The organism is Salmonella enterica subsp. enterica serovar Typhimurium str. LT2 (assembly GCF_000006945.2).
GTDB classification, from domain to species: Bacteria; Pseudomonadota; Gammaproteobacteria; order Enterobacterales; family Enterobacteriaceae; genus Salmonella; species Salmonella enterica.
Genome location: NC_003197.2, coordinates 1,313,305 through 1,328,036, shown reverse-complemented (window position 1 = coordinate 1,328,036; position 14,732 = coordinate 1,313,305). Strand labels below are relative to the sequence as shown.

Genomic DNA, 14,732 nt, shown 5'->3' with positions numbered 1-14,732 from the left:
TTGTGGATAACCAGGTGAAGTTATGTGACGCCAGGAATCTATTCCAGCGGGCGTACTTGTTGGAGCCAGTGTGAAGCCGGGCAGCGCGCAGAAACCGGAGCGTATACGTTGTACGTAAGAATTTCGAGCACTGCCCGACCTAAAAATGATGAATAAAATAGATATTTTAAAGAGGTAATATGAAGAATTTTTTCAAAATAATTACTGATTTCATCGCGGATATTTCCCTTGATCTATTTGCTATATTTTTATGCATGTTATTCGTATACAAAACAGGACCATCAATTGGTGTGATATCATTTTTTATTGCATTAATTATTTATATCATTCTTCATTTTTTTTACTCATTTCTTGAAAAAATCATAAAAAAAATATTCAAATAAGTATTTAAAATTATTGTTTTGAGGTACAAATTCAGCGCAATAAAACAGAGCAACTAAAAAAAATTAGGCGTAGCGAAGTGGAAAAGGACTGTCATGTACTGGACCGTGAGCTGGTCGGGAGAGCAATGTACGGGAAAGAGCGAAATACTGTCATTGATATGAGCAGGAATATCGATAGCCAGTAAATCACTCCTGTGGTAATACAGGCCACTTGATGACTGTGAAGGTCGCTTCATCTGAAGCACCGGTGAAGTCCAGCATTTTAAGTGAAAAGCAGCCAGCAGGCGCTTCTGCTGGTCCATATTCCTCTATTTTGCCAGACCACACTAAAGTGCCACACAGGTATCTGCCAGAACGGTCCTGAGATAATAAATATAAAAGCAGTTACTGCCTACCTCAAGAAGTATGCGCTCATGATCATTTAAAGCTCTTTTAAAGAGACTGATAATAAGCTTGTCAATATAATATTATGCAGTCTCTATTAAGCGCCTGGTTTATTTGTTTTGCATAATCATATAGTTGACTTTTCGAGTAAGAGTTTTCTTGCAAAGACAAATAAACGTGTTTTATATCTCTGAATAAACATACATCACCATGAATATGAGCCTCTATATAATTCCCTTCATAGCCTTTACCATAATTAGAATGAGCTAAAAATTTTTCGTCCTTAGCCATTTTAACCAAACTCTTAAAGCAATTATAACCAAAAAAATCATTTTGACAGGATGCAATCAGGTTCTCCATATGCCAAAATGTAGATAATTTACTCGTATCCAGGCCAAATCTGTGGCCGTAGATATCAAAAGGTGAGAATGTACAGTTTGTTTTTACATTATCATTTAATTCAAAAAATGATTTCCCATAGGCGCTGGCACCTCCATTTTCACCGTTCAGAAAGTCCAGTGCAGCATAAATTGGTCTGCTTGTAGTGCTAAAAGTTCTACTGTTGGGAGTATATGCTACGGAAAAACCGCCTGTCTGACCATATGGGGCATAAGGTGAATCTGCAAGCTTCTCCAGTTCAAATGCTTTAGTTTCAACTGAATCACGCCCGACATTATAAGCAGGTAAATCTCCCGGTCTGCAACCTAATGCATAAGAGTTCAGATATTCTTTATTTTTTAAGAGAGAGACAAAGTCAATTTTTGCTGCATTAAAATTTATTGTCAGCCGGGCATTTTGTAAAATATCCACCATCTTATTTAGTAAGAGAGCGCAATCTATTTCGGCACCACACTCACGGCTTATCCGCCTGAGCGCTTTTTCTCTTATTATGTCAGCGTCGCGCTGACACCTGGAATGAATATGCGCAAGTACTTGTTTTCCAAAAAGGCGACCATACACCTTTTTACGCTCTTCATTGCTGAGACCGCAAAACACTTCGTCAAAAGAAAGCCTGTACGCTGCGCTTACAGAACCTCTCGCCGTTCTGCTTTCTGGAAATAGCGGAACATCTTCAACAACATTTCTAACTTGCTGAATGTCTGAAGACAGTGGAGTACGTCCGGCATTTTTTTCCTTATCTGTTTCCAGATATTCCGGAACCTTTATACTTCCACTATGGCAGATAGGTTTGAGCATATGTCTCCTGAATTTTTATGACTAATATAGCATTCACTTTCGCTGACGTATTCTTTATCAGGCTGATATTTCAACACTTCTTAGCAGCCTTGTAGAAGAGCAAATAAAGCATGCTAATAATTTTATAAAATACTTAACCTACCCACTATTGTAGTCAATAAACCATCACTTTTTATTAAAAAATTCTCCTGATAATAACAATAAATCTGGTAAGGCACTTTCAAAAAATAGCCAAATCACACATTATTAAGAAAACCACTACAATCAAAATCGGTAACTATCAGCTTTCAGGGGGGTCTCAGGTTATCATGACGATCGGGGTAAAGGATGAACTACTATTGCGGTCTGAATTGAGGGAGTTTTGATAAAGTTTTGATAACCGTTCGAATACTAATAATAAAAACGGGGACGTTAAGTCCCCGTTTTTGTTTTTAACAATTATCGTTATTACATATTCGCGATAATCGCGTCACCAAACTCACTACATTTCAGCAGCTTAGCGCCTTCCATCAGGCGTTCAAAGTCATAGGTCACGGTCTTCGCGGCAATCGCGCCTTCCATACCTTTAACAATCAGGTCTGCGGCTTCGAACCACTGCATGTGGCGCAGCATCATCTCCGCAGACAGAATAATGGAGCCTGGGTTGACTTTATCCTGGCCCGCATATTTCGGCGCAGTCCCGTGAGTCGCTTCAAACAACGCGCATTCGTCGCCGATATTCGCACCCGGTGCAATACCGATACCGCCAACCTGAGCCGCCAGGGCATCGGAAATATAGTCACCGTTCAGGTTCATACAGGCGATAACGTCGTATTCCGCCGGACGCAACAGGATTTGTTGCAGGAACGCATCGGCGATAACGTCTTTAACCACGATCTCTTTACCCGTGTTCGGGTTCTTAATTTTCAGCCACGGACCGCCGTCAATAAGCTCACCGCCGAACTCGTCGCGCGCCAACTGGTAGCCCCAGTCTTTAAACGCGCCTTCGGTGAACTTCATGATATTGCCTTTATGTACCAGCGTGACGGAATCGCGATCGTTGGTAATAGCGTATTCAATCGCCGCGCGAACCAGACGTTTAGTGCCTTCTTCAGAACACGGTTTGATACCGATACCGCAGTGCTCCGGGAAGCGAATTTTCTTCACGCCCATCTCTTCGCGCAGGAACTTGATCACTTTCTCAGCGTCTGCAGAGTCAGCTTTCCATTCAATTCCGGCGTAGATGTCTTCAGAGTTTTCACGGAAGATGACCATATCGGTCAGCTCCGGATGTTTCACCGGACTTGGCGTGCCCTGATAGTAACGAACGGGACGCAGACAAACGTACAGGTCAAGCTCCTGACGCAGGGCAACGTTCAGAGAGCGGATACCGCCGCCAACCGGCGTGGTCAATGGACCTTTAATCGCTACGCGGTAGTCACGAATTAAATCAAGGGTTTCAGCGGGAAGCCAGACATCCTGGCCGTAAACCTGTGTGGATTTTTCTCCGGTGTAAATTTCCATCCAGGAAATTTTACGCTCGCCTTTATAGGCTTTCTCGACGGCGGCATCGACTACTTTAAGCATGGCTGGAGTGACATCAACACCGATACCATCGCCTTCAATAAACGGGATAATCGGATTCTCAGGAACGTTGAGTTTGCCGTTTTGCAGGGTGATCTTCTTACCTTCCACCGGAACAACTACTTTGCTTTCCATTCACCTCTCCTTCGAGCGCTTCTGGTTTGCTCGTCTGTCATCGCGCTGCATGTGCAATGGCGTCCTGCTGCACGACTGCGTTAGAGCAATTTTTTGTTAATGTTTTGTAATGAGCATGTCAATACTACCCTATTGTTTGCCGCCATGAAAGACACTCATTATTGCGCTATAATGCGGCAATTAATAAGTTCTGAAAACACCATGCAAAAAACTTCTTTTAGAAATCACTACGTTAAGCGATTCAGCTCACGACAAGCATCTAAATCACGGAAAGAAAACCAGCCAAAACGCGTGGTTTTGTTCAATAAACCTTACGATGTGTTGCCGCAGTTCACGGATGAAGCAGGTCGCCGCACGTTAAAAGATTTTATTCCTGTGCAAGGCGTTTATGCCGCAGGCCGCCTGGACCGCGACAGCGAAGGGCTTTTGGTGCTGACTAATGACGGCGCGCTGCAGGCGCGCCTCACGCAACCGGGCAAACGCACCGGCAAGATTTACTATGTTCAGGTAGAAGGTATACCGGATAATGCAGCGCTGCAGGCGCTTCGTACTGGCGTCACGCTCAACGATGGCCCTACCCTGCCCGCCGGTATTGAGATTGTCGCGGAGCCTGACTGGCTGTGGCCGCGCACCCCGCCGATTCGCGAACGGAAGAATATTCCCACCAGTTGGCTAAAAGTCACCTTATATGAAGGCCGCAACCGCCAGGTAAGACGCATGACAGCGCATGTCGGTCATCCCACTCTACGATTAATTCGTTACAGCATGGGCGACTACACGCTCAACGGCCTCGATAATGGACAGTGGCGCGAGATCGCACAGGAGAAAGACAGATGAAACGGCTTCTCATTGCTTTTGCTTTATTAACACCGTTATCCGTTAATGCGGCCAGCTTCGACTGCCAGAAAGCGCAGGCTGCGGATGAAAAGGCTATCTGCGCGCACCTGACGCTGAATGATAAAGACGTGGAAATGCACACCAAATATCAGTTTCTGAAAGGGTTGTTCGCGATGGGCAGTCGCGGCGCCCTGCAGGACGCCCAGCAGAGCTGGCTTAAACAGCGTCAGCAGTGCAAGGCCGACGTCACCTGCCTGACAAAAGCTTATAACGAGCGTCTGAAACAGCTTGACGTGATCTATGACCACATTGATAAACCGCTTTAATAAGGATGCCTATGTTCAAGCCGCACGTGACCGTTGCCTGCATCGTACATGCCGAAGATAAATTTCTGGTGGTAGAAGAGACCATCAACGGTAAATCGTTATGGAATCAACCTGCCGGACACCTGGAGGCAGATGAAACGCTGGCGCAGGCCGCCGCGCGTGAACTGTGGGAAGAGACTGGCATCACGGCGCAACCACAGTATTTTATCCGTATGCATCAGTGGATTGCGCCGGATAAAACCCCGTTCCTGCGCTTTTTATTCGCTATCAAGCTTGATCATATTTGCGCGACCGACCCCCATGACAATGACATCGATTGCTGCCGTTGGGTGAGCGCCGACGAGATTCTGAACGCGCCGAATTTACGTTCTCCGCTGGTGGCTGAAAGCGTTCGCAGTTATCAAACGGGACAACGTTACCCCTTATCTATAGTGGGCGAATTTAACTGGCCGTTTACAGAGGGTGTCAAGTAAAGGGCTGCGTGATAGAATACGCCGCCTTGAAGTTCAATGTCGCGAGTATTCCAATGTCAGAAAGCCCAAAAAAAGTGATCGTCGGCATGTCCGGCGGTGTCGATTCCTCCGTTTCCGCCTGGCTGTTGCAACAACAGGGTTATCAGGTAGAAGGCCTGTTCATGAAGAACTGGGAAGAGGACGATGGTGAGGAATACTGTACCGCGGCAGCCGATCTGGCTGACGCGCAGGCCGTGTGCGACAAGCTTGGCATTGAACTGCATACCGTTAATTTTGCCGCAGAATATTGGGATAACGTCTTTGAACTGTTCCTTGAAGAGTACAAAGCGGGCCGTACGCCGAATCCGGATATTCTGTGCAATAAAGAGATCAAATTTAAAGCCTTCCTTGAATTTGCCGCAGAAGATTTAGGCGCCGACTATATCGCCACCGGTCACTACGTCCGTCGCGCGGATGTAAACGGCAAAAGCCGGTTGTTGCGCGGGCTCGACGGTAACAAAGATCAGAGCTACTTCCTCTATACGCTTGGCCATGAGCAGATTGCGCAAAGTCTGTTCCCGGTTGGCGAGCTGGAAAAACCGCAGGTGCGTAAAATCGCCGAAGATCTGGGGCTGGTAACCGCAAAGAAAAAAGATTCTACCGGTATCTGCTTTATCGGCGAGCGCAAATTCCGCGACTTTTTAGGGCGCTATCTGCCTGCGCAGCCGGGGAAAATCATTACCGTTGACGGCGATGAAATCGGCGAGCATCAGGGTCTGATGTATCATACGCTCGGTCAGCGTAAAGGGCTGGGAATCGGCGGCACCAAAGACGGTAGCGAAGACCCCTGGTATGTGGTGGATAAAGACGTTGAAAACAATGTGTTAATTGTCGCCCAGGGGCATGAGCACCCACGCCTGATGTCGGTAGGCCTCATCGCCCAGCAGCTACATTGGGTCGATCGCGAACCGTTCACCGGCACCCTGCGCTGTACGGTAAAAACCCGCTACCGCCAGACCGATATTCCGTGCACGATTAACGCGCTGAATGACGATCGTATCGAGGTCATTTTTGACGAGCCGGTTGCCGCCGTTACGCCGGGCCAGTCCGCTGTCTTTTACAGCGGCGAAGTCTGCCTGGGCGGCGGCATTATCGAGCAGCGACTGCCGCTGACGGTCTGATTATTCAATACACAACACCATTCAAGTCGCCTCAAAGCGGCTTAAAAGATGAAGTGTATTTTATTTGATACAAGGAAGCAGTGATTGTGGCAAAGAATTATTATGACATCACCCTCGCGCTGTCTGGCATTTGCCAGTCGGCACGCCTGGTGCAACAACTGGCGCACCAGGGACACTGTGATGCCGACGCGTTGCACGTTTCACTCAACAGTGTCATTGATATGAATCCCAGTTCTACTCTGGGCGTGTTCGGCGGCAGCGAAGCCAACCTGCGTCTTGGTCTGGAAACACTGCTCGGCGTGCTGAATGCCAGCAGCCGACAAGGACTTAACGCCGAACTGACGCGTTATACGCTTAGCCTGATGGTGCTGGAGCGCAAGCTGTCATCCGCCAAAGGCGCATTGAATACGTTAGGCGATCGCATTAACGGCCTGCAGCGCCAGCTTGATCATTTTGATTTACAGTCAGACACGTTAATGAGCGCCATGGCGGGCATCTACGTGGATGTGATTAGCCCATTGGGCCCGCGCATTCAGGTGACGGGCTCCCCGGCCGTTCTGCAAAGTCCGCAGGTGCAGGCCAAAGTCCGCGCCTCGCTACTGGCAGGCATCCGTGCAGCCGTGCTCTGGCATCAGGTAGGCGGTGGTCGCCTACAGCTTATGTTTTCTCGTCATCGCCTGACGACTCAGGCAAAACAAATTCTTGCTCATTTAACCCCGGAGTTATGATCTATGGAATTATCCTCACTGACCGCCGTTTCCCCTGTCGATGGACGCTACGGCGATAAAGTCAGCGCGCTGCGCGGAATTTTTAGCGAATACGGTTTGCTGAAATTTCGTGTACAAGTCGAAGTACGTTGGCTGCAGAAATTAGCCGCGCACGCAGCGATCAAGGAAGTTCCTGCTTTTGCTGCCGACGCAAACGGTTACCTGGATACGCTTGTGGCAAACTTCAATGAAGAAGATGCCGCGCGCATTAAAACCATTGAGCGTACGACTAACCATGATGTGAAGGCAGTTGAGTATTTCCTGAAAGAAAAAGTCGCCGCGATCCCGGCGCTACATGACGTTTCCGAATTTATCCACTTTGCCTGCACTTCTGAGGACATTAACAACCTGTCGCACGCGTTAATGCTCAAAACCGCGCGCGATGAAGTGATCCTGCCTTACTGGCGTCAGGTGATTAACGCGGTTAAAGATCTCGCCACGCAGTATCGCGATATTCCTCTACTCTCCCGCACCCACGGCCAGCCGGCAACACCTTCCACTCTGGGTAAAGAGATGGCGAACGTGGCGTATCGGATGGAGCGTCAGTTCCGCCAGCTCAACCAGGTGGAGATCCTCGGTAAAATCAACGGCGCCGTAGGCAACTATAACGCGCATATCGCCGCCTATCCGGAAGTTGACTGGCATCAGTTCAGCGAAGAGTTCGTCACCTCGCTGGGCATCCAGTGGAACCCTTACACCACCCAGATTGAACCACATGATTATATTGCGGAACTGTTTGACTGTATCGCGCGCTTTAACACCATCCTGATCGATTTCGATCGCGATGTCTGGGGCTATATTGCGTTGAACCATTTCAAACAGAAAACCATCGCCGGGGAGATCGGTTCTTCTACCATGCCGCATAAAGTTAACCCCATTGACTTTGAAAACTCAGAAGGCAACCTCGGTCTGTCTAACGCAGTGTTGCACCATCTGGCAAACAAACTGCCGGTTTCCCGCTGGCAGCGCGATCTGACCGACTCAACCGTCCTGCGTAACCTGGGTGTCGGCATCGGCTATGCGCTTATCGCTTATCAGTCCACCCTGAAGGGCGTCAGCAAGCTGGAAGTAAACCGCGATCATCTGCTTGACGAACTGGATCACAACTGGGAAGTATTAGCCGAACCGATCCAGACCGTCATGCGCCGCTATGGTATTGAAAAACCATATGAAAAACTGAAAGAGTTGACCCGTGGCAAGCGTGTTGATGCCGAAGGAATGAAACAGTTTATTGATAGTCTGGCCCTGCCGGAAGCAGAAAAAACGCGCCTTAAAGCCATGACGCCGGCAAATTATATCGGTCGCGCTGTGACTCTGGTCGACGAACTTAAATAATGCCTGCCTCACCCTCTTTTCTTCAGAAAGAGGGTGACTATTTGTCTGGTTTATTAACTGTTTATCCCCAAAGCACCATAATCAACGCTAGACTGTTCTTATTGTTAACACAAGGGAGAAGAGATGATGCGCGTACTGGTTGTAGAGGATAATGCATTATTACGCCACCACCTGAAGGTTCAGCTCCAGGATTCAGGTCACCAGGTCGATGCCGCAGAAGATGCCAGGGAAGCTGATTACTACCTTAATGAACACCTTCCGGATATCGCTATTGTCGATTTAGGTCTGCCGGATGAAGACGGCCTTTCCTTAATACGCCGCTGGCGCAGCAGTGATGTTTCACTGCCGGTTCTGGTGTTAACCGCGCGCGAAGGCTGGCAGGATAAAGTCGAGGTTCTCAGCTCCGGGGCCGATGACTACGTGACGAAGCCATTCCACATCGAAGAGGTAATGGCGCGTATGCAGGCGTTAATGCGCCGTAATAGCGGTCTGGCCTCCCAGGTGATCAACATCCCGCCGTTCCAGGTGGATCTCTCACGCCGGGAATTATCCGTCAATGAAGAGGTCATCAAACTCACGGCGTTCGAATACACCATTATGGAAACGCTTATCCGTAACAACGGTAAAGTGGTCAGCAAAGATTCGCTGATGCTTCAGCTGTATCCGGATGCGGAACTGCGGGAAAGTCATACCATTGATGTTCTCATGGGGCGTCTGCGGAAAAAAATACAGGCCCAGTATCCGCACGATGTCATTACCACCGTACGCGGACAAGGATATCTTTTTGAATTGCGCTAATGAATAAATTTGCTCGCCATTTTCTGCCGCTGTCGCTGCGGGTTCGTTTTTTGCTGGCGACAGCCGGCGTCGTGCTGGTGCTTTCTTTGGCATATGGCATAGTGGCGCTGGTCGGCTATAGCGTAAGTTTTGATAAAACCACCTTTCGTTTGCTGCGCGGCGAAAGCAACCTGTTTTATACCCTCGCCAAATGGGAAAATAATAAAATCAGCGTTGAGCTGCCTGAAAATCTGGACATGCAAAGCCCGACCATGACGCTGATTTACGATGAAACGGGCAAATTATTATGGACGCAGCGCAACATTCCCTGGCTGATTAAAAGCATTCAACCGGAATGGTTAAAAACGAACGGCTTCCATGAAATTGAAACCAACGTAGACGCCACCAGCACGCTGTTGAGCGAAGACCATTCCGCGCAGGAAAAACTCAAAGAAGTACGTGAAGATGACGATGATGCCGAGATGACCCACTCGGTAGCGGTAAATATTTATCCTGCCACGGCGCGGATGCCGCAGTTAACCATCGTGGTGGTCGATACCATTCCGATAGAACTAAAACGCTCCTATATGGTGTGGAGCTGGTTCGTATACGTGCTGGCCGCCAATTTACTGTTAGTCATTCCTTTACTGTGGATCGCCGCCTGGTGGAGCTTACGCCCTATCGAGGCGCTGGCGCGGGAAGTCCGCGAGCTTGAAGATCATCACCGCGAAATGCTCAATCCGGAGACGACGCGTGAGCTGACCAGCCTTGTGCGCAACCTTAATCAACTGCTCAAAAGCGAGCGTGAACGTTATAACAAATACCGCACGACCCTGACCGACCTGACGCACAGTTTAAAAACGCCGCTCGCGGTTTTGCAGAGTACGTTACGCTCTTTACGCAACGAAAAGATGAGCGTCAGCAAAGCTGAACCGGTGATGCTGGAACAGATCAGCCGGATTTCCCAGCAGATCGGCTATTATCTGCATCGCGCCAGTATGCGCGGTAGCGGCGTGTTGTTAAGCCGCGAACTGCATCCCGTCGCGCCGTTGTTAGATAACCTGATTTCTGCGCTAAATAAAGTTTATCAGCGTAAAGGGGTGAATATCAGTATGGATATTTCACCAGAAATCAGTTTTGTCGGCGAGCAAAACGACTTTGTCGAAGTGATGGGCAACGTACTGGACAACGCTTGTAAATATTGTCTGGAGTTTGTCGAGATTTCGGCTCGCCAGACCGACGATCATTTGCATATTTTCGTCGAAGATGACGGCCCAGGCATTCCCCACAGCAAACGTTCCCTGGTGTTTGATCGCGGTCAGCGCGCCGATACCCTACGACCAGGACAAGGCGTGGGGCTGGCTGTCGCGCGCGAGATTACGGAACAATACGCCGGGCAGATCATTGCCAGCGACAGTCTGCTCGGTGGCGCCCGTATGGAGGTCGTTTTTGGCCGACAGCATCCCACACAGAAAGAGGAATAAACATTTCTGTGCGTTCTTCCACGCATCTCGTTAAGCATCCGTTATAATCGGTGTCAGATACCAGCCTGCGGATACTTAACATGGAATACCAATTAACTCTTAACTGGCCCGACTTTCTTGAACGCCACTGGCAAAAACGCCCGGTGGTCTTAAAACGTGGGTTTAGCAACTTTATCGATCCGCTCTCGCCGGATGAGCTGGCGGGGCTGGCGATGGAAAGCGAAATCGACAGCCGACTCGTTAGCCATCAGGATGGCAAATGGCAGGTCAGCCATGGTCCTTTCGAAAGCTACGATCATCTGGGTGAGAGCAACTGGTCGCTGCTGGTACAGGCGGTAAACCACTGGCACGAACCCACCGCCGCGTTGATGCGCCCGTTCCGCGCTCTGCCGGACTGGCGTATCGACGATCTGATGATCTCCTTTTCCGTTCCCGGCGGCGGCGTTGGCCCGCATCTGGATCAGTATGATGTGTTTATTATCCAGGGAACCGGTCGCCGTCGCTGGCGCGTGGGCGAAAAGCTGCAAATGCGTCAGCACTGCCCACATCCCGACCTGTTACAAGTCGAACCGTTCGAGGCCATTATTGATGAAGAGCTGGAGCCGGGCGACATTCTGTATATTCCGCCAGGATTCCCGCATGAAGGCTATGCGCTGGAAAACGCCATGAACTATTCGGTCGGTTTTCGCGCGCCCAATAGCCGTGAGCTGATCAGCGGTTTTGCCGATTACGTCCTGCAACGGGAGTTGGGCAATACATACTACAGCGATCCGGATATGCCGTCCCGCAAGCATCCGGCGGATATCCTGCCGCAGGAGATGGATAAACTGCGTAATATGATGCTCGATTTGATCAATCAACCCGCGCATTTCCAACAGTGGCTTGGCGAGTTTCTCTCTCAGTCACGCCACGAACTGGATATTGCGCCGCCGGAGCCGCCGTATCAGCCTGATGAAATTTACGATGCCTTAAAGCAAGGCGAGGTATTAGTACGTCTCGGCGGGCTTCGCGTATTGCGTATCGGCGATGAGGTCTATGCGAATGGCGAAAAAATAGACTCTCCGCATCGCCCCGCTCTGGAGGCGCTCGCCAGTCATATTGCACTGACCGCTGAAAACTTCGGCGATGCGCTGGAAGACCCGTCCTTCCTCGCGATGCTGGCGGCGCTGGTGAATAGCGGGTACTGGTTCTTCGAAGGATAAGAACATCGCAATGCCCGGCGACCGCCGGGCTGACGCAAACTATCCACAACGATCGCCGCCAGGTTTGGCGACATCGTTATATTGCGGATCGCCCGGATAAATCGAGTGGGCCATTCGATGGCGAAATGACATTTGCCGATAGCGCCGCGCCAGTACGTTATCTCCAAGACCTTCGGCAATATTAGCCAGTTGCTGTAATCGTTCATACTGCATCTTTGCTGGATAAGCTACGGCATCAAGCGTAAAGGCGCGTTCCGCAAAGTCTTTTGCTTGTTCAAGTTCTTGATTACTCTGATAAAGCAGCGAAATACCATACAACACCATTGATACGTCGGACTGCCGACGTTTATATTCTGCCAGCAATGGGAGATAGAGGGAGGTACTGTCCAGGTCGATGTTTTCGGGCAAATAAAAGCGTAATCGTGATATTACCGTCGCCATTGGCGTTAAACGGCTCTGGTAATACGCGATAAGTTTAAGGTAGAGATCTTTCGCTTCCTTATAATGATGGCCCTGTGCATAAAAGCCAGCAAGATTATTGCTGTCAACCGTCATTTCGCCGAATTCGGCGCCATAAAGCGTTTGCTCAATTTTTAGCGCCTGACTTAGCGCATTAATCGCCTCGCTAATATGCCCTGCATTATAAGCAATATCCGCTTTCTGCTGCAAAAAAGAGGCGACGCGCTCACGATTATCCCAGGTTTTATCTCGTAAAATAACGCTCAGCCACTGCCGCTCCGTTGCGTCTATCTTCGCCAAATAATAGGCTTTACGCGCACTATCACATTCGACATCCCGCTCTTCCAGCGCATCAGAATAAGCGTCGCGCATCCTGTTTAAGGTATAAACCAATGCTTCCGTCGATGCCTTTTTGTCTTTAAGACGCCACGTTAATGCCTGCTCTTGCCAGGCTATCTGCTGACGGTAATCAACCTTGATCTCGTATCGCCACTGCTCTGTCGGTGAATACTCTATATAACGATCGTCACTGTAAACATTAAAGGCCGCCAGGTGTTCAAACATATCGGCCCGATCGCCCGGATAAGTGTCCGCCGGAAATGTTTTCATTATTGCCCGCGCTCGCAGCAGCATTTGCGGCGTTAACTCCGGTTTACCCAGCCATTGATAAATATCGCTTTGTAATAGCAGGCTACGAACAAGCTGTATTGAGCGTTTGCCATATTGCTGCGAGGCCAGCCTCACCGCATCATCAATAAACGTCATGCAGGTTTCATCGCCAGTCATAAAACATGCTGCAGATTGTTGCTGGCGCTGGGACCAGGAAGGCGTATATTCGGCGCTCCAGGCAGAAAAATTTATGGCGGAAAATATCCCGCCATAAATAATAAAACGCTTCACCACAATGCGTAACATTCGCTACTGCCCGCGCTTAGCCGTCAGCTCCGCGATACGCACAATCACCTGTACCGCTTTTTCCATCCCCTCCAGCGTCACAAACTCATGTTTACCATGATAGTTATATCCGCCGGTAAAGAGATTAGGACATGGCAGACCCATAAACGACAGTTGCGCCCCGTCTGTACCGCCGCGAATCGGTTTCATCTCCGGCGTAATATGACAGTCGCGCATGGCCTGCTGGGCGATATCGAGAATATGCGGATGTTCAACTACTTTTTCGCGCATATTGTAATAACTGTCTTCAATCACCAGTTCGATATAGCAGTCCGGATGCAGCCCCTTACCGACTTTTTTGGCAATCTCCATCATTTTGCGTTTACGCGCTTCAAACTGCTTACGGTCGAAATCGCGAATGATGTAGTGCATTTCGGCCCGGTCAACGGTGCCTTTCATGCTGGCCAGATGATAAAACCCTTCGTAACCTTCGGTGGTTTCAGGCGCTTCATCCGCCGGCACTTCCGCGTGAATCCTCGCCGCCAACGACAGCGCATTGACCATCACGCCTTTTGCCGTACCGGGATGCACGTTATTGCCGACGATTTTGATATTCACCGAGGCGGCATTGAAGTTTTCAAACTCCAGTTCTCCCACGCCGCCGCCGTCGACCGTATATGCCCACTGCGCGCCAAAGGCCTCAACATCGAAGTGCTTCGCGCCTTTCCCTACCTCTTCGTCAGGCGTAAACGCCACTTTAATGTCGCCGTGGGGAATAGGATTACCTTTCAGCACCGCCAGCGCGGTCATGATCTCCGCAACGCCGGCTTTATCGTCCGCGCCCAGCAATGTCTTACCATCGGTAGTAATCAGCGTCTGTCCCAGTAATTGATGCAGTACCGGGAACATCACGGGTGACAACACCTCATCGCCAATCCCTAATGCTATATCGCCGCCGCGATAATTCTCGACAATCTGCGGGTTAACGTTTTTACCGCTGAAATCCGGAGAGGTATCCACATGGGAGATAAAACCAATGGCGGGAATATCCCCCTCAACATTGGCCGGGAGCGTCGCCATCAACGTCCCTTTTTCACTTAATGTAATGTTAACCAGCCCCATCTCTTCGAGCTGCTGTTTGAGCAAACGTAGTAACTTCCACTGCCCCTCAGTGCTGGGAACCTGCCGAACACCCGACTTTGATTGGGTATCCAGCGATACGTAGTGTAAAAAACGCTCAAGTAGTTTATCCATGCAGTCACCCTCACTTTTCGTGACAACATTATTAATAAGCAAGAAAAGACAAATATTGCGTCAGGTCACTTTTATCCCTGCAAACAAGAATATTTCACTTTG

General features: G+C 49.4%; 13 protein-coding genes and 17 other annotated features. Of the genes, 9 read left to right on the top strand and 4 right to left on the bottom strand.

Going from position 1 to position 14,732, the window contains the following annotated elements:
• Positions 1-839: 839 nt before the first annotated feature.
• Positions 840-1,972 (bottom strand): putative cytoplasmic protein gene (locus STM1239; RefSeq protein NP_460209.1). Within the gene, positions 840-1,964 belong to an annotated coding region; the region does not span the whole gene.
• Positions 1,967-1,972: a ribosome-binding site (putative RBS for STM1239; RegulonDB:STMS1H001494), on the bottom strand. It overlaps the preceding gene by 6 nt.
• A 439-nt stretch (positions 1,973-2,411) precedes the next feature.
• The gene (gene icdA, locus STM1238) for an isocitrate dehydrogenase in e14 prophage (RefSeq protein NP_460208.1) occupies positions 2,412-3,818 on the bottom strand. Within the gene, positions 2,412-3,662 belong to an annotated coding region; the region does not span the whole gene.
• Positions 3,669-3,674, bottom strand: a ribosome-binding site (putative RBS for icdA; RegulonDB:STMS1H001493). Its footprint overlaps the gene before it by 6 nt.
• Positions 3,737-3,799 (bottom strand) — a protein binding site (putative binding site for ArcA, RegulonDB: STMS1H000016).
• Positions 3,783-3,791: a -10 signal (putative -10_signal for icdA; RegulonDB:STMLTH004480), on the bottom strand. Its footprint overlaps the feature before it by 9 nt.
• Positions 3,810-3,818: a -35 signal (putative -35_signal for icdA; RegulonDB:STMLTH004480), on the bottom strand.
• 15 nt (positions 3,819-3,833) lie before the next feature.
• Here icdA and ymfC point away from each other — a divergent pair.
• The 9 genes from ymfC to ycfD all read left to right on the top strand — a co-directional run bounded on the left by ymfC (position 3,834) and on the right by ycfD (position 12,023).
• Positions 3,834-4,499, top strand: coding sequence for a putative ribosomal large subunit pseudouridine synthase (gene ymfC, locus STM1237; RefSeq protein ID NP_460207.1), 666 nt, complete (start codon positions 3,834-3,836; stop codon positions 4,497-4,499).
• Positions 3,893-3,907: a protein binding site (putative binding site for FruR, RegulonDB: STMS1H000184), on the bottom strand. It overlaps the preceding gene by 15 nt.
• Positions 4,488-4,493: a ribosome-binding site (putative RBS for STM1236; RegulonDB:STMS1H001492), on the top strand. (Lies within the gene ymfC.)
• Positions 4,488-4,825 (top strand): putative periplasmic protein gene (locus STM1236; protein ID NP_460206.1). Within the gene, positions 4,496-4,825 belong to an annotated coding region; the region does not span the whole gene. Before ymfC ends, STM1236 begins: the two co-directional genes overlap by 12 nt.
• A gap of 1 nt (position 4,826) precedes the next feature.
• Positions 4,827-4,832: a ribosome-binding site (putative RBS for ymfB; RegulonDB:STMS1H001491), on the top strand.
• Positions 4,827-5,298, top strand: a protein-coding gene (ymfB, locus tag STM1235) for a putative MutT-like protein (protein ID NP_460205.1). Within the gene, positions 4,837-5,298 belong to an annotated coding region; the region does not span the whole gene. It overlaps the preceding feature by 6 nt.
• Positions 5,298-5,303: a ribosome-binding site (putative RBS for trmU; RegulonDB:STMS1H001490), on the top strand. Its footprint overlaps the gene before it by 1 nt.
• The gene (gene trmU / locus STM1234; RefSeq protein ID NP_460204.3) for a tRNA (5-methylaminomethyl-2-thiouridylate)-methyltransferase occupies positions 5,298-6,458 on the top strand. Within the gene, positions 5,307-6,458 belong to an annotated coding region; the region does not span the whole gene. (Overlaps the previous feature by 6 nt.) Before ymfB ends, trmU begins: the two co-directional genes overlap by 1 nt.
• Positions 6,459-6,486: 28 nt before the next feature.
• Positions 6,487-6,495 (top strand) — a -35 signal (putative -35_signal for ycfC; RegulonDB:STMLTH004479).
• Positions 6,487-7,186, top strand: a protein-coding gene (gene ycfC, locus STM1233) for an unknown membrane associated protein (RefSeq protein NP_460203.1). Within the gene, positions 6,539-7,186 belong to an annotated coding region; the region does not span the whole gene. (Overlaps the previous feature by 9 nt.)
• Positions 6,505-6,513 (top strand) — a -10 signal (putative -10_signal for ycfC; RegulonDB:STMLTH004479). It overlaps the preceding gene by 9 nt.
• Positions 6,530-6,535, top strand: a ribosome-binding site (putative RBS for ycfC; RegulonDB:STMS1H001489).
• Positions 7,175-7,180 (top strand) — a ribosome-binding site (putative RBS for purB; RegulonDB:STMS1H001488).
• The gene (gene purB, locus STM1232; protein ID NP_460202.1) for an adenylosuccinate lyase occupies positions 7,175-8,560 on the top strand. Within the gene, positions 7,190-8,560 belong to an annotated coding region; the region does not span the whole gene. Before ycfC ends, purB begins: the two co-directional genes overlap by 12 nt.
• Before the next feature lie 111 nt (positions 8,561-8,671).
• Positions 8,672-8,677: a ribosome-binding site (putative RBS for phoP; RegulonDB:STMS1H001487), on the top strand.
• The gene (gene phoP, locus STM1231) for a response regulator in two-component regulatory system with PhoQ (protein NP_460201.1) occupies positions 8,672-9,358 on the top strand. Within the gene, positions 8,684-9,358 belong to an annotated coding region; the region does not span the whole gene. Its footprint overlaps the feature before it by 6 nt.
• Positions 9,358-10,821 (top strand): sensory kinase protein in two-component regulatory system with PhoP, encoded by a 1,464-nt coding sequence (phoQ, locus tag STM1230; protein ID NP_460200.1) that lies wholly within the window; start codon positions 9,358-9,360, stop codon positions 10,819-10,821. The genes phoP and phoQ overlap by 1 nt, the downstream gene beginning before the upstream one ends.
• A 67-nt stretch (positions 10,822-10,888) precedes the next feature.
• Positions 10,889-10,894 (top strand) — a ribosome-binding site (putative RBS for ycfD; RegulonDB:STMS1H001486).
• The gene (gene ycfD / locus STM1229; protein ID NP_460199.1) for a putative cytoplasmic protein occupies positions 10,889-12,023 on the top strand. Within the gene, positions 10,902-12,023 belong to an annotated coding region; the region does not span the whole gene. Its footprint overlaps the feature before it by 6 nt.
• 39 nt (positions 12,024-12,062) lie before the next feature.
• Here ycfD and STM1228 read toward each other — a convergent pair.
• Both STM1228 and pepT read right to left on the bottom strand, forming a co-directional pair.
• Positions 12,063-13,401, bottom strand: a protein-coding gene (locus STM1228) for a putative periplasmic protein (RefSeq protein NP_460198.1). Within the gene, positions 12,063-13,397 belong to an annotated coding region; the region does not span the whole gene.
• Positions 13,396-13,401: a ribosome-binding site (putative RBS for STM1228; RegulonDB:STMS1H001485), on the bottom strand. (Overlaps the previous gene by 6 nt.)
• Positions 13,401-14,642 (bottom strand): aminotripeptidase gene (gene pepT / locus STM1227; RefSeq protein ID NP_460197.1). Within the gene, positions 13,401-14,630 belong to an annotated coding region; the region does not span the whole gene. The genes STM1228 and pepT overlap by 1 nt, the downstream gene beginning before the upstream one ends.
• Positions 14,637-14,642, bottom strand: a ribosome-binding site (putative RBS for pepT; RegulonDB:STMS1H001484). (Overlaps the previous gene by 6 nt.)
• Positions 14,643-14,732 lie beyond the last annotated feature (90 nt).

Excerpts from the sequence above, each read along its gene's own strand:
- STM1236 (NP_460206.1), top strand. The coding sequence starts at position 4,496 with ATGAAACGGCTTCTCATTGCTTTTGCTTTATTAACACCGTTATCCGTT.
- purB (NP_460202.1), top strand. The coding sequence starts at position 7,190 with ATGGAATTATCCTCACTGACCGCCGTTTCCCCTGTCGATGGACGCTAC.
- phoP (NP_460201.1), top strand. The coding sequence starts at position 8,684 with ATGATGCGCGTACTGGTTGTAGAGGATAATGCATTATTACGCCACCAC.
- ymfB (NP_460205.1), top strand. The coding sequence starts at position 4,837 with ATGTTCAAGCCGCACGTGACCGTTGCCTGCATCGTACATGCCGAAGAT.
- icdA (NP_460208.1), bottom strand. The coding sequence starts at position 3,662 with ATGGAAAGCAAAGTAGTTGTTCCGGTGGAAGGTAAGAAGATCACCCTG.
- phoQ (NP_460200.1), top strand. The coding sequence starts at position 9,358 with ATGAATAAATTTGCTCGCCATTTTCTGCCGCTGTCGCTGCGGGTTCGT.
- pepT (NP_460197.1), bottom strand. The coding sequence starts at position 14,630 with ATGGATAAACTACTTGAGCGTTTTTTACACTACGTATCGCTGGATACC.
- STM1239 (NP_460209.1), bottom strand. The coding sequence starts at position 1,964 with ATGCTCAAACCTATCTGCCATAGTGGAAGTATAAAGGTTCCGGAATAT.
- ymfC (NP_460207.1), top strand. The coding sequence starts at position 3,834 with ATGCGGCAATTAATAAGTTCTGAAAACACCATGCAAAAAACTTCTTTT.
- ycfD (NP_460199.1), top strand. The coding sequence starts at position 10,902 with ATGGAATACCAATTAACTCTTAACTGGCCCGACTTTCTTGAACGCCAC.
- STM1228 (NP_460198.1), bottom strand. The coding sequence starts at position 13,397 with ATGTTACGCATTGTGGTGAAGCGTTTTATTATTTATGGCGGGATATTT.